General features: G+C 32.4%; 15 protein-coding genes. 2 read left to right on the top strand and 13 right to left on the bottom strand.

What is annotated here, in order from left to right; genetic code table 11:
• Nucleotides 1-6 precede the first annotated feature (6 nt).
• The 12 genes from FNW38_RS03340 to FNW38_RS17710 form a co-directional block, all read right to left on the bottom strand.
• Nucleotides 7-960 (bottom strand): DUF6175 family protein, encoded by a 954-nt coding sequence (locus FNW38_RS03340; RefSeq protein WP_143385935.1) that lies wholly within the window; start codon nucleotides 958-960, stop codon nucleotides 7-9.
• Nucleotides 961-977: 17 nt separating this feature from the next.
• Complete coding sequence (locus tag FNW38_RS03335) at nucleotides 978-1,457, bottom strand: hypothetical protein (protein WP_143385936.1); 480 nt, start codon at nucleotides 1,455-1,457, stop codon at nucleotides 978-980.
• An 18-nt stretch (nucleotides 1,458-1,475) separates the two neighbouring features.
• Nucleotides 1,476-1,994 (bottom strand): hypothetical protein, encoded by a 519-nt coding sequence (locus FNW38_RS03330; protein WP_235890128.1) that lies wholly within the window; start codon nucleotides 1,992-1,994, stop codon nucleotides 1,476-1,478.
• A gap of 21 nt (nucleotides 1,995-2,015) precedes the next feature.
• The gene (locus FNW38_RS03325; RefSeq protein WP_143385937.1) at nucleotides 2,016-3,230 is read right to left on the bottom strand and encodes a hypothetical protein; all 1,215 of its coding nucleotides are present in this window, start codon (nucleotides 3,228-3,230) and stop codon (nucleotides 2,016-2,018) included.
• 86 nt (nucleotides 3,231-3,316) lie between these two features.
• A complete protein-coding gene (locus tag FNW38_RS03320; RefSeq protein ID WP_143385938.1) occupies nucleotides 3,317-3,646 on the bottom strand; it encodes a hypothetical protein in 330 nt (109 codons plus the stop codon).
• A gap of 616 nt (nucleotides 3,647-4,262) precedes the next feature.
• Entirely contained in the window at nucleotides 4,263-4,604 is a 342-nt protein-coding gene (locus FNW38_RS03315) for a hypothetical protein (RefSeq protein ID WP_143385939.1), read from the bottom strand.
• A gap of 501 nt (nucleotides 4,605-5,105) precedes the next feature.
• On the bottom strand, nucleotides 5,106-7,256 hold the full coding sequence (locus tag FNW38_RS03305; RefSeq protein WP_143385940.1) for a peptidase domain-containing ABC transporter: 2,151 nt from the start codon (nucleotides 7,254-7,256) through the stop codon (nucleotides 5,106-5,108).
• The gene (locus tag FNW38_RS03300; RefSeq protein ID WP_143385941.1) at nucleotides 7,257-8,393 is read right to left on the bottom strand and encodes an HlyD family secretion protein; all 1,137 of its coding nucleotides are present in this window, start codon (nucleotides 8,391-8,393) and stop codon (nucleotides 7,257-7,259) included. It lies immediately after the preceding gene.
• A gap of 24 nt (nucleotides 8,394-8,417) precedes the next feature.
• Nucleotides 8,418-10,376, bottom strand: a complete 1,959-nt coding sequence (locus FNW38_RS03295) for a DUF6734 family protein (protein ID WP_143385942.1) — start codon at nucleotides 10,374-10,376, stop codon at nucleotides 8,418-8,420.
• A 161-nt stretch (nucleotides 10,377-10,537) separates the two neighbouring features.
• Nucleotides 10,538-10,699 (bottom strand): hypothetical protein, encoded by a 162-nt coding sequence (locus tag FNW38_RS17405; protein ID WP_185963068.1) that lies wholly within the window; start codon nucleotides 10,697-10,699, stop codon nucleotides 10,538-10,540.
• A 13-nt stretch (nucleotides 10,700-10,712) separates the two neighbouring features.
• A complete protein-coding gene (locus tag FNW38_RS03290; RefSeq protein ID WP_143385943.1) occupies nucleotides 10,713-11,321 on the bottom strand; it encodes a CPBP family glutamic-type intramembrane protease in 609 nt (202 codons plus the stop codon).
• A gap of 57 nt (nucleotides 11,322-11,378) precedes the next feature.
• Nucleotides 11,379-11,660, bottom strand: a complete 282-nt coding sequence (locus FNW38_RS17710; protein WP_235890129.1) for a hypothetical protein — start codon at nucleotides 11,658-11,660, stop codon at nucleotides 11,379-11,381.
• 32 nt (nucleotides 11,661-11,692) lie between these two features.
• Here FNW38_RS17710 and FNW38_RS03280 point away from each other — a divergent pair, with 32 nt between their 5' ends.
• Both FNW38_RS03280 and FNW38_RS03275 read left to right on the top strand, forming a co-directional pair.
• Nucleotides 11,693-11,827, top strand: coding sequence for a helix-turn-helix domain-containing protein (locus FNW38_RS03280; RefSeq protein WP_143385944.1), 135 nt, complete (start codon nucleotides 11,693-11,695; stop codon nucleotides 11,825-11,827).
• A gap of 50 nt (nucleotides 11,828-11,877) precedes the next feature.
• Nucleotides 11,878-12,072 carry a hypothetical protein gene (locus FNW38_RS03275; RefSeq protein ID WP_143385945.1) on the top strand — a complete coding sequence of 65 codons (195 nt, stop codon included), beginning with the start codon at nucleotides 11,878-11,880 and terminating at the stop codon, nucleotides 12,070-12,072.
• Between the two features lie 59 nt (nucleotides 12,073-12,131).
• Here FNW38_RS03275 and tsf read toward each other — a convergent pair whose 3' ends face one another.
• On the bottom strand, nucleotides 12,132-12,956 hold the full coding sequence (gene tsf / locus FNW38_RS03270; protein ID WP_143385946.1) for a translation elongation factor Ts: 825 nt from the start codon (nucleotides 12,954-12,956) through the stop codon (nucleotides 12,132-12,134).
• Nucleotides 12,957-13,024: the final 68 nt, after the last annotated feature.

The raw sequence follows: 13,024 nt of genomic DNA, 5'->3' as shown, positions 1-13,024 counted from the left end.
TTTAGATTATTTTTCGCCTAAAACTATTACTGCCTGTCCTAAACCTTTCATCGTTAATTTGTTAGGAATTGTGTAAGGGGCTTTCTTTAAAAATTCTTGTAGGCTTTTGGCAAAACCTCTAGCATCAATCGCTTTTCCGGTTGTATCATAAAGAGGAATTCTTACTTGTTCGAAAAGAATCATGTTTTCTGTAGCATCACTAGTGTTAAAACGTCCTTTTACTGAATTTGCTGCCATCCAATCCTCAATAACTGAACTTAATTCTTTTCCATCGTATTCTTTTTCTAAATCACCGGTCCAAGAATCGAATTTTTTCACTCTAATGATAATTTCTCTTCCGTTTTCAAACATATCATCAAAATGTTTTTGAAGTGATACGTTGAAATTATCAATGTGTGCTAATACAGATTCTTCTAATAGTACCGGTAACTCTACCGAGAAAGATGAGGCTCCAGTACCTGTTGCTGTCGCAATCTCTTTATCAGTGTATGAATCTAACCCTTGTAAAGTGAAATTTACAGATTTTTTTGGACCAGTAGTGTTTAGTGTCCAAGTTAATTGCATGATGATATCGGCTTTAGCGACTTTTTTCAATTTGTCTACAGGACTTTCAACAACTCCAGCGCCAGATTTTGAAGTTAACATTGCATTTTCAGCACTTTCAGATTCCAATGTTTTTATGGCAGATTCCATGTTTTTTAATGGAAAGCCTCTTTCGGCCATTAAACCATTGATTTTACTTATTACAGTTAATAAATCAGCGTTTTCTTGAAAAGCTCTTTTGTAATCTGGTATTTTTACTATGGAGCCTTGATTGTCGAATTCCAACATATAGCCATTTTTATTACACCAGACGTCACTTGGCACAACCATGATTGTTGGTTTTTTTGCTTGAGCATATGATAAACTTGCCGTAAGTATAAACAGTATAGCGAATATTTTTGTTGTTATTTTTCTCATTGTATATAATTACTTTATTATTTGATAATCCCGTCAGCAATTAATTTGCTTTTTAATTCAGAGCGTAATACGCTTAGCACTAAGCCATTGGTGACACTTTCTCTGGCCTTTTTTCTGTCGCGGCTAATTTTTTCGCCAATCCTTTCGGCTTTTAATGTAATGAAGTTTAGGTATTGGCCACCGTCTGTAAAAAATTTGTTAAAATAATCTTCATACTTTTCTTCAGCATTTACTTCAGTGATTAGCGGTTTTTTTAAGCAATCTTGCTTTCCTTCCAGAATACTTTGAAATATCACATCTCTTACTGCATTTTTTTTAGCTTGTTCCACTGCGTCAGCCCTATTTCTCCCGTTGCCCCATGCTTTTAGGGTCAAAGATCCATCATGTTCAATGCCCATGCACTCGGTCTTGTAGATATAGTTTCCAGATATTTTTTTCTGGGAATATATAAACGTTAGAGTGAAAAGGCAGATGATTAAAGTTAATTTAAGTTTCATAATTTTTATTTTTTAGGGTTAAAAACCAGATGAAAGTCCTCTAATTATTCCAGCAGCTTCTAAATCATGTCTTAACGCATCTTTAGATACGGATACAATTACTCCTATTTTATATTCTTTACCTACTTTCATTCTGTCTGAAGCATCAACCATTCCGTCCGTTGATTCAGACACGAATTTCATGTATTTTCCACCTTCTTCAAAAAAGGGTTCAAAGAAATCCATTTTTTCCATTTCAACGTTAGGGTTTGTAGCCATAGGTTTTTGGGATGAACAACCTCTGCCATCACCACCAAATCCTTTGAAGATTACACCATGAACGGCATTCTTTTTTGCTTGTGTAATTGCTATGCTTGGTTTTTTAGAATAGGACCAAACTTTTATTAGGTAAGTTCCATCAGTTCCTACACCTGCACATTCTATCTCATATCTCCATGCTTCGGTTGCTTTGTCTGCTTTTTTTTGTTTCCCGGACTGAGCAAAAGTTGATGCTGATGCAATAAGCATTAATAATACTGTAATTATTTGTTTTTTCATTTTTCATTTAATTTGAGGTTCTTATTTTCCTTTTTTCTGAACGATTAACATTCCTGGATGGAAGTCTTTCCCACTTACTTTTTTGAAATAAGTTCTGTCTATTTTACTATCCGGGTTTTCGTCTTCTGCTCCGAAACGATTATCCCAAATAGGAAAATCTTCATCAACTTTTACAGATCCAACTACTGCGTAGCTAGTTTTACCATTTTCATCAATTTGTTGTTCTAAAACTTCAAATTTAGATTTGTTGCTTACACCTTCTTTTGTTCCAATTTTTGCCGTGATTGGTTCGCCTGTAAAAAGAGGGGTTTTTGTTTTGAACTCCTCATGGTTTTTTTGAAGTTCTATAATAACAGCATCGACCGCTTTTATTGTAGCTCTTTGTACCAATTGCTCTTCTCTTTTCTTTGTGAAAATAGATGATTGTACATCGGCCCAAGAATTGTCGGAACCTACGTAAACTAATTTGAAAATTTTTGACTCGTCAAAAGCTTGTTTCTTTTCTTCTGTGATTGTGTTGTCATCGGCCCAATATTCATTGTAGAATTTTGTTGCTGCTTCTTCATTCCAATCCAAACGGTATAAATGTGCATTTGTTCTTACAATATAGCCTTTGCCGGCAACGGTTGCTCCTACTGCGGCTGCATTCGAAATGGTTGACACTGTTGATCCTCCAGGCACATAACTTGCAACTGATCCAACTACTTTTAACCAGCCACTTGCTTTTTTAGCCACTTCTTCTTTTGAAGTATATTTAAATTCATTAACCAATACGAATGTATTTTTGATTAATTCTTCACCTGCATCAGCTAACATATCAAGACCTCTTTTACTTGCTTTTGCAGTAGCTATGTCTAACACAGAGGCATCATAGCTCCCTCTGGATTTTATTAGATCCATATTGAATCCTCCTTTTTCAGAACGATTGAACCATTTGGCAATCGCTTCTTTTGCAATACTGTTTAATAGAATTTCGTTGGCTGTTACTGGATTTGCTTCTGTTGGTGAAGCAAAACTTGTAAAAACGCGATTTCCTAAATTATGATCGTTAAATTTTTCAGGAATAGGACTGTTAATGAAGAATTTTTTTATAGAATCGGCATATGGTAAATTTGGTGCATCTACCATGACTGTGTATAGAGAACTTCTACGGTATTTTACCGATTGCTCTTTGGTCTCTTGTGCTTGTACTGATAGTATCATCAAAAAGGCATACAATAAGTAAATTTTTTTCATATTTGTTTTAATTTCAAGGGTTAAGTGTTGGTGTTTAGTTGTTTATGTTTAATTTTTTTTTAATGCTGTAAATATTGTTAATATTTTTAAGATGCAATAGTAGCCACATGATAATTCACATCTGTTTTATTAGTAAAAATGGAAGATTGTACATCTGCCCACGAATCGTCTGTGCCTATATGAACCAACTTGAAAATATCAGTTTCATCAAATGCTTTTTTCTTTGCAGGAGTTATACTTTTATCTGTTGCCCAAAAGTCGTTATAGAATTTTGCTGCGACTTCTTCATTCCAATCCAATCGATATGAGTGTGCCTTTGTTTTAACAATATACCCTTTACCGGCCACAGTAACACCTATTGCGGCTACATTAGAAATAGTTGATTGTGTTGATGCGCCTGGAACATAACTTGCCACTGTACCAACAGCACTTAACCAGCCACCTGCTTTTTTGCCACCTCTTCCTTGTTTGTGTATTAAATTCGTTTATCAATACAAAAGTGTTTTTTATTAGGTCTTCACCTGCATCGCCTTTGAGGAAGTTTAATCCTAAAGCGTGGTTTCTTTTTAAATGTGATTTCGTGGGTTCAATTGCCGCTCTTGCTCTAAATCTTTTCTTGACAGCTTCTTGTTTGTAACTCGAACTTTCTTTTCTGTTTTTTGGAATCAGTATTTGTGTTCCATCAACTTATGATTTACCTCTAAAGCCCCTGTCTGTGCCAACTATTCTTAGTCTTATTCCTCCAACATATTTTCTCACTCGCTCACTTTGGGCTAATGATTCTTCCAAGATTTTACTATCGTGTGGGTTTGCTGCAAATCTTTTTACATAAGGGCACCTCTAAAAAATCACTTTTTTTGAATTTACAAAAATGTAAATGTCTTATTTACAATAATTTAAAATAAGTAAAATTATAAAAAAAACATAGTTTTTAGAGATGCCCTTAAATGATTGGATACTTTATTTTCATATTTTGAACAATATAAAACTGCTTTCAAGTAAAAAATATTGTAAAGTATTTTTTTGACTAGCTTACTTATTATTGGTAGGAAAAGTATTTAATACATCTTGTACTTTTTTATCGAAATCTGTTTTCGATACCGCACTTTTTGAACACATATCATTAACTAATGCCGTTGCAGCCGAGTTGCAATTACTAGTAGATGAGCAAGTGTACTTTTTTCCGTTGTATGTATACCAAACTGAAGTAGAATTTGCGCAAGTTTCAAAAGATCCACCACAACCTGAACTAGTTGTTGTGCAAATTGTGTTATCTACTGGAGAATCAATTGACGACTCTTCTTCACAAGCATAAAAAATGGTTGTTAAGCCAATTACAACTAAAGATGTAATTAAAAAATTTATTTTTTTCATAGTCTTAAGATTTAAATTTATTTTGTTATATTTATTTTTGTCAAAATACGTTACAAATTTCTGTGTCTACAATACCTATAAGTAGGTATTTTTTAAATTCAAAATTGAATATATTAGCAAATGAAAACTAGTTCTAATCATTGAACTTAAAATCACTATTTTTGATTATTCGCAAAAAAAAACGCCTGATAAAATCGAGGCCACTGAAAAAGTATCTCTTTTTAGTAATTAGACATTTTAAGGCAATTAAGGAAAATTCGAGTTTTGCTTAAGTATTTCATTTTCAGGATGAAAAAAAGAGTAGAAAATCTTATTTTTCTACTCTTTTAATGAAATCTAATTCTTTAAGGACTTTTTCAGTGCCCTCATAAAATCAGGCGTTTTTAATAAGGGAATAAGTTTAATTATCCTAAAGCAGCTCTTTTGAAACCTGTAACGATAAGATCTTTATCTAAAGATTTAGCATAAGTAGCAACACTTAATTTGTTGTCTTTAATAGAGTCAAACGAAACTTTGTTTGTTCCACAATTCAAAATACTTTCCTTTTTGGTGTAATAAATTGGTGTGATTTCCCGATTCTGCAATCATTCCATTTTCCATAACCAAAATCGTATTTGCATTAGCAATAGTACTCAATCTGTGAGCAATGACGATAACTGTTTTGCCTTGAGCTTTAAAATTGTCTATTACTTCTTTTACAATTCGTTCAGAATTGATGTCTAAAGAAGAGGTGGCTTCATCCATCAATAAAACTTCGGGGTTTTTGTATAATGCTCTGGCAATGGCAATACGCTGTTTTTGTCCACCAGAAAGCATGGCTCCGTTCTCGCCAATTTGAGTGTCAAAGCCATTTGGTAGTTTTTCGACAAATTCCGTAATTCCCAATTGTTTGGATAAGTCTAAGATGCGTTGCATATTTGGAAATGAATCGCCTAGAGCAATATTTCCGATAATATTTCCAGAGAATAAATTGAGTTGTTGCGGAATCACACCTATGCAAGTACGAAGACTTTGATAGTGGATAAACTGTGTGTCATAATCGCCAATGTATATCTTTCCCTCTTTTATTGGGTATAAATTTTGCAACAGCGAAATCAAAGTGGTTTTTCCGCTACCACTTTCGCCAACAATGGCGGTAGTTTCGTTCTTTTTGAAAACGGCATTAAAGTTCTTAAACACTTCCGTTCGTGAGCCGTAACGAAAACTTACATTTTCGAATTTAATGTCGCCAACATCCTCTCTTTGTAGTTCTATTTTATTTTCGGTTTCTTCTCTTTCTAAATCCATGATTTCAAAAAGCCGATCGGCAGCAATCAAGGCATTTTGTGCCGTTTTATTCATTCCAATTAAGGATGCAACTGGCGAAGTAAAATAACCTATCAAAGCGTAAAATGAAAATAATTCTCCTGGTGTTATAGCTCTGTCAATCACATATCCTGAACCAATCCACATTAAAACCACCGTAAAAAGAGAAGCTAAAAACTGTGTAGAAGTTCCAGCAAAAATGCCGTTCAAACCCGATTTATAAGTGGTAAACAATAATTTCACAAATTTATTTTCGGTTTTTAAATTCGAAAACTCTTCAATTCCAAATTCTTTTACTGTACGAATATGCGTAACACTTTCGACCAATTGCGTTTGCAATTCGGCTGCATTTTCCATAATGGTTCGTTCTACTTTTTTATTGAATTTATTCAAAATAAAATAAATTAAGGCGTAAAACGGGATTACGAGCAAAATCACTAAAGCCAATTTCCAATAATAGGTAAACATCAAAGTGAAAGAAAATATAACGATAAATATATTGACAATCATATCGATAGCCACTTCGTTTATAAACGAACGTATTTTGACAGCATCACTTATTCGGGATGTAATTTCTCCTATTTGCATGGTGTCAAAAAAACGCTGAGGCAAATGAAGTAAATGTTTGTAATATCCTAAAATCAATTTTGCATCTATCAACTGCCCTGTTTTCATGACAAAAACACTCTTTTTTGAGCCTATATATCCTTGAAGTAGAATGATAATAATCATAGAAACGCTCAATAAATTCAGTAAGTTTCTATTGCCTTCCACCAAAACATAATCGGTTATTTTTTGTATATAAATAGACATAGCCAGTCCAAGTACGGTAAACACTATCGCCCCGACTAAAGCTTGAATCAAGATAGTTTTATGAGGTTGTACCAAATGCAAAAAACGTTTTACGGGAGAAACTTTTTCGTTATACGTTGTGAAATCATCATTTGGAGCAAATAGTACCAAAACGCCAGACCATATTTTCTGAAATTCTTCAAAGGTATAGGTTTCCATTTTTCCAAAAGCAGGATCCATTGCTTCAATTTTACCTTTGCCAACGGAGTAAATCACTATGTAATGATGCAATTGTTCTTTAATCACCACGTGAGCAATAGCAGGGAGCGGAATTTTATCAATAGCATCTATGCCTCCTTTTACACCTTTGGCAGTGAAGCCAAGTTTTTCAGCAGCTTCGATAATTCCTAGGACATTTGTGCCACGTTTGTCGGTATTGGCATACTGACGGATTCTTGCTATTGGGATATTAACTTTGTAATGATTTCCAATAGATACCAAACAAGCAGCACCACAATCTTTAATATCATGTTGTTTTATTTTTATTGAAGCCATTTATTTTGTCACTTGTTTCGGATTCAACCAATCATCTACTTTGTCAAACAACAAATCATATAGACTTCTTCGTGTTATAATGTATCGTATCGTTAGCGTCATGCCTTTTGATACATGTGTTTTATAACCCGATTGCAATTTCATTACCGTAGAGTTTAAAGCGCATCGTACTTTGAAAAAAGTTTGTTCGCCTTGAATGGTAATGTTTCGGTCTATATCAATTACTTTCCCTTCTAATAAGCCCCATTGGTTGTAATTAAAAGCATCAATCTGGAATTTTACTTTTTGGTTTTTTTGGATGAGTCCAATATCATTTGGAGAAACAGTACTTTCCACAATAAGTTGATCCGTTGCCGAAATAGTAGCAATAGGTTGCGAAGCATTAAGGAACGAACCTACTTGAATCCCCGAAAAATTTTCAACAATACCTGATAAAGGAGCAATTACGACATAGTTTTTAGCCTCTACATTTATTTTTTGCAATGTTCCGTTTAAATTTTGGAGTTGTTCTTGGAGTTCTCTCTTTTTGTTTTGCCATACAGACCGTTGATTTTTCTCTAATCCAGACAGTGCTTGTTGGGCATACGTAAATTCAAAACTGTATTTTTCGAATTCTGCTTTGGCTATTACACCTTTGTCGTATAATTGTTTGCTACGATCATATCCTATTTTGGCTTGCGCAATTTTACTGAGCAGTTCATCTCGTTTACTGGAATAACTATACCATTCCTGTTGCAATTCTGGTGTTTTTAGTAAATTACTTTTTCCCAAAACAACTAGCGACAAATCCTGAATCTGATTTTGAATAGTGGTCGAAAGCGTTTGATTGGTTGCTTTCTCCGTATCCAGATTATCCAGAGTAAGCTTTACTAGCGTATCGCCTTTTTGCAACACACGATTGTTCTTGAGATTTACAAAGGTTACTTTGCCATTGACCAAACTCGTGAGCGGCACATTATCGGTAGTAGAGCGCACCGTACCGCGACTTTGGCTGCTAATATCCACTTTGATAACGGGCAATAAGGACAGGAAAACCAAAATTCCTAAAACCACCACCACATAGATGGAAATGCTCTTGGTTTTGTTTTTGGCGATAAGATTTTCGAGGTTATTTATGGGGTCTGAACTGAAGTTCATGGAAGGCTATTTGAATTATAAAGATTAATTTTTTGGTATCATAAGAATCAAAATACCTTCCCATATTGTTGAAAAATAGTTTTTTTGGTACTCTTCCTCTTCTTTTATCTCGGTATTATAAATAGTCACATGGGTATCCGTCACTTTCGTAATTATTACGTACAAGGGCAAATAATCTCTTAATTTTACCAATGCTATCGCAGGGAGAGGTATTCCATTTAAACTATCTAAATTTCCACGAACGCCTTTTGTTTCAAAATCTAAACTTTCTAAAACCTTAATAATTTCATGAAGTGAAATGGCTTTTTTTGAATTATTAAATTGGGAAATTAGTTTTTGATTATAGTTTTCTATTTTATAATGTGTTAAAATAGATTTTAGGCAACTGTGTATTTGTGTTTTTAAATTATTTTGATGTTCTGTGTAAATTTTTGAAGGCTCTTGTGGTATAAAATCATTTTTTGACTTAGAGAAATAAATAAAGCCATAAGAATACCATGTTTTAATTAAAAATAAGATATTCTCGGAGGATTTGTCTTTATTGCTGTAAATTTTAAGAATGTCTTTTAATTTTAACCTGTCTGCTTTCAGTTTTTCAATAAAATCGAATAAAAAATCATTTATTGTTAATTCATTTGATGAAAACAAATTAACATCCAAATATAAAATAAGCTGTCTTTTATACGGATTAATATTAGACTGACTGTTTAAAGAATTGTCTTTTAAAATTTCCTTCCAATCATATTTAGAAAAAATAACTTCATGATATGGCGATACAAAAACGTAATAATCACCAAAATCTTTATGATTTAGTAAATTTGTTTCCTTTTTATAGATTGGGAAAGGATTTTGTTTTATGGAAAGGTTTTGAAATTCTTTTTTATTAAAATTAATCCTCTTTATATTTAGCTCATAATTTTCTTTAATAATCTTATTAGAAAATCCAGATTGTAATTCGTTTTCAAATTCTAGTCCAAATATTTTACAAAGATGTTTGGTCTCCAAATGAATGTTTTTAGACTCTACAATTTGAGGAGTGATGATTTTATGGGCATTTTCTTGAAATTCTAAGTAGCGCTTTGTGTTTTTACTTAGCACTCCCTTTTTCTCATAAAGAGATATTATTTTTTTCCAATAGTCTGGATACTCTTGTTTTAAAATAAAACTAACAAAATCATTCATCGTTTTATTTCTTTTAAAGCCTCCCAACAAATGAAAATACTGTTTTTCTTGAGGAATTGACGAAAAATCAACAAACTCTTCAAAATCGGATGCGGTATTTACATTTTTAGTGGAAAAACAATTTATCTTGATGTTTTTAGACTTTGATAAAACATAAAATAACAATTGCTCTGGAATAGTGTTTATGTTTGTGTCAATGTTCTTTATATTTTCTAGAATACTTTTATTCTTTTTATAAAACTCAAAAGCTAAATCAATATATTCTTTAAAAAATGAAATAGCTGTTCCTCCAATAATTCCCGCATTATAAGCTTTAGGGTGTTCTGAATCTAAATTTATCCAATCTGGAATATAATTTGCATGTTTTTTTATTGCATCTAAGCTGTGGTGATAAATAGTTAAGTTATCCTCCAAATTTTGAGCAATCAAGGGGGATTGCATTAGTTCCGTTTCAAATGCTTTCCAGATAAAAACGTCCCCATCTACGTGTAAAAATGGGTCTTTTTGCAGACTATAACTGTGTATCTTTGCATACGCCCACATATCAGGTAATAAATTTTGCATAAATTCGGTCTCTAAAGAAAGATGCACTTTGGTATAGGGTAAGCCTAATAAATCAATTAAAATCTCTTTTCCTGCTTGATTTGTATGTAATTCTACATCAGAATAAAATTTTTTGAGTTGCAAACATGAAAAAGCCCAACTCATATAATGAATTTCAGGACATACAAAACCGCCGGTATTAAGCAAAGGGTTTTCATTATCTTTAGGCAACCAAAAGGTTTGAATGATTTTTGGCATAAATAAAAATTAAGTCTTTGGAAATAATGTAGTAAAATAGAGGTTGTCAGATTTGTGGTTTGTTTTACCAATAGAAGACATTTTTAAAATAGGCATTATAGTAGTTGATAATACTACTGCCTAAAGGCAGTAGTATTTGCTAATTAAATAAAAACACTGTATTAGCCTGAATAATCCATACTTGAATAAGCAGCAATGTTGACGCCCATAGTGTTAATAAAGCGATGTGACCAAGCACCGAAGTCATACCAAAAGCCACCACCCGTAATTTCTGTTAATTGGTCGTGGTTTAATTCTTCTAAATTATTTTCTGTAATGTTCATTTTGTAATTTTTTTTAAAAATCTGTTAATAATGCTAGTGATAATATAATAAGGTTGTATAATGAGTGTAAAACAATAGAATTTAAAAATGTAGTTTGTAGTCTTACTTTTGATAAAACTAATGCTAAACCAAGCTGTGGAAGAAATAAAAATATTAAATCGACTGAATCTAAGGCATACAACTCTTTTTCGTCAGTATTGTCAAAATGAACTAATACAAAAGAGGCTATGGATAAAGCTATTAAAATATATCGAAGTGAAATTATTTTATTAAAAAGTTGAGCAAAAATGACGCCGATTACATATAGTATTCCAGCTATTATTACGACATTATATTTTGATGTTGAGATAAAAAGCAATAAAATTAAAATACTCATTGGAAAAAAATAATTTTTTTTCAAAGGAAGTCTAAATATTGATTCTTCTACTATTGGAGCGATAATAATCGCTCCAATTAATGATAAAATAAAATGAGACATAAACTCTTCTTTCATTTTATCACTTGCAGGTTCTTCAAGATTGAAAGCGTATTTACAAAACTCTACAATTATTCCAATTAATACGGCTATAGCTAAATGTTTTAAAACGTATAAACTATTTTTTTTTGAAAAAAAGTCAACCATTATATTCTATAATTAAATCTCGTACAACTACTTTTGATCCTAATTTTAGTATCGTTGCTAATACACGCTATTCCACCCGCTTTTAAAGTCACTCCATCCGTCATAAGCGCCAATTGCTCCCAATACGTAGCCGACAACTCTTCCCCAATTTCCTCCTTCAATTTCTCTTACCTCTTGAGCATTAAGCTCTACTAAACCTAAATTTTCTAAATTCATTTTTCTAGTTTTTAAAATTAAACATTTTTTTTGCAACAAAATGGTTTTCTCGATAACTGTTTTTGTTAATGCAAATCTTGTTAAATTTTTATTACAAAACCATAACAATACCATAATATTCATTACTTTTACATTTTAAATTATACTATTTAGTTATGGAAGCAGTGATTGAAAAAATAAAAGACATTCGTAAACAAAAAGGATTCTCACATGAATATATGGCTCACATGCTCGATATTAGTCAAGTTGCTTATTCTAAAATTGAAAAAGTGAGGCCAAATTATCAGTAGATCGATTATTTAAAATAGCGGAAATTCTAGAAACTCCTTTAGAATCAATTTTGGCCATTAATCCAAACACCATTTATCATCAAACTAATAATGATTATGCTATTGGAGACCAAGAAGTAGAAAATATTTACCAAGACAACAAAGAAAAGTCGGAAAAAATAGAGTTGCTTTATGAGGAAAGACTCAAAGATAAAGACAATATGATCACGCAATTACAAAATATTATCAATACAATTGTAAAGTAATTAAAAAATCCCATTTCAAATTACTTTGAAATGGGATTTTATATTGAGTTTAGAATAAATTATCCTAAAGCAGCTCTTTTGAAACCTGTAACGATAAGATCTTTGTCTAAAGATTTAGCATAAGCAGCAACGCTCATTTTATTATCTTTAATGTAATCTTGGTTTACTAAAGTATTGTCTTTAAAGAAACGAGCCAATTTACCTTTAGCGATATTGTCTAACATTGCTTCTGGTTTTCCTTCTTGACGTAGGATATCTTTAGCAATTTCTATTTCTTTAGAGATAGTTTCAGCGTCAACACCACTTTCGTCTAATGCGATAGGTGACATAGCTGCAGCTTGCATGGCGATGTTTCTTGCTACTTCATCAGCACCTTCAATTTTTGCAGATAGACCAACTAAAGTAGCGATTTTGTTTCCAGAGTGAATGTAAGACCCGATGAAAGCACCTTCTAATTTTTCGAAAGTTCTTATTTCTAGTTTTTCACCGATAACTCCAGTTTGCTCTATTAATTTATCAGCAACAGTAACTCCGTTGAAATCAGCTGCTAAAAATGCTTCTCTATTGTCAAAATTCAATGCCAAATTAGCCATATCAGTAGCCATTTTTACAAAGTTTTCATTCATACCTACGAAGTCAGTCTCACAGTTCAATGTGATAACAACGCCAGCAGTTTTGTCAGCATTTACAACAGCAATTGCAGCACCTTCAGTGGATTCTCTATCTGAACGGTTAGCAGCTACTTTTTGTCCTTTTTTACGTAAGTTTTCGATAGCTAAATCAAAATCTCCGTCTGCTTCAACCAAAGCTTTTTTGCAGTCCATCATTCCTGCACCAGTGATTGTTCTTAATTTATTTACGTCTGCAGCAGTAATTGTTGCCATGTTGTATTATTTTTTAAGGTTAAAAGTAAAAAATTCCAAGTTTCAAATCCAATTTCCAATTTTATTAA

This window comes from Flavobacterium gawalongense, from assembly GCF_007097265.1.
GTDB classification, from domain to species: Bacteria; Bacteroidota; Bacteroidia; order Flavobacteriales; family Flavobacteriaceae; genus Flavobacterium; species Flavobacterium gawalongense.
Note: the sequence above shows the minus strand (reverse complement) of the source record. Positions and strands in the feature narration are given on the sequence as shown.

Bases quoted from the DNA above. Each gene is read 5' to 3' on its own strand.
- FNW38_RS03330 (WP_235890128.1), bottom strand. From the start codon at position 1,994: ATGAAAAAACAAATAATTACAGTATTATTAATGCTTATTGCATCAGCA.
- FNW38_RS03290 (WP_143385943.1), bottom strand. From the start codon at position 11,321: ATGGTTGACTTTTTTTCAAAAAAAAATAGTTTATACGTTTTAAAACAT.
- FNW38_RS03325 (WP_143385937.1), bottom strand. From the start codon at position 3,230: ATGAAAAAAATTTACTTATTGTATGCCTTTTTGATGATACTATCAGTA.
- tsf (WP_143385946.1), bottom strand. From the start codon at position 12,956: ATGGCAACAATTACTGCTGCAGACGTAAATAAATTAAGAACAATCACT.
- FNW38_RS17710 (WP_235890129.1), bottom strand. From the start codon at position 11,660: ATGAATATTATGGTATTGTTATGGTTTTGTAATAAAAATTTAACAAGA.
- FNW38_RS03315 (WP_143385939.1), bottom strand. From the start codon at position 4,604: ATGAAAAAAATAAATTTTTTAATTACATCTTTAGTTGTAATTGGCTTA.
- FNW38_RS03295 (WP_143385942.1), bottom strand. From the start codon at position 10,376: ATGCCAAAAATCATTCAAACCTTTTGGTTGCCTAAAGATAATGAAAAC.
- FNW38_RS03280 (WP_143385944.1), top strand. From the start codon at position 11,693: ATGGAAGCAGTGATTGAAAAAATAAAAGACATTCGTAAACAAAAAGGA.
- FNW38_RS03300 (WP_143385941.1), bottom strand. From the start codon at position 8,393: ATGAACTTCAGTTCAGACCCCATAAATAACCTCGAAAATCTTATCGCC.
- FNW38_RS03335 (WP_143385936.1), bottom strand. From the start codon at position 1,457: ATGAAACTTAAATTAACTTTAATCATCTGCCTTTTCACTCTAACGTTT.
- FNW38_RS03340 (WP_143385935.1), bottom strand. From the start codon at position 960: ATGAGAAAAATAACAACAAAAATATTCGCTATACTGTTTATACTTACG.
- FNW38_RS03305 (WP_143385940.1), bottom strand. From the start codon at position 7,256: ATGGCTTCAATAAAAATAAAACAACATGATATTAAAGATTGTGGTGCT.
- FNW38_RS17405 (WP_185963068.1), bottom strand. From the start codon at position 10,699: ATGAACATTACAGAAAATAATTTAGAAGAATTAAACCACGACCAATTA.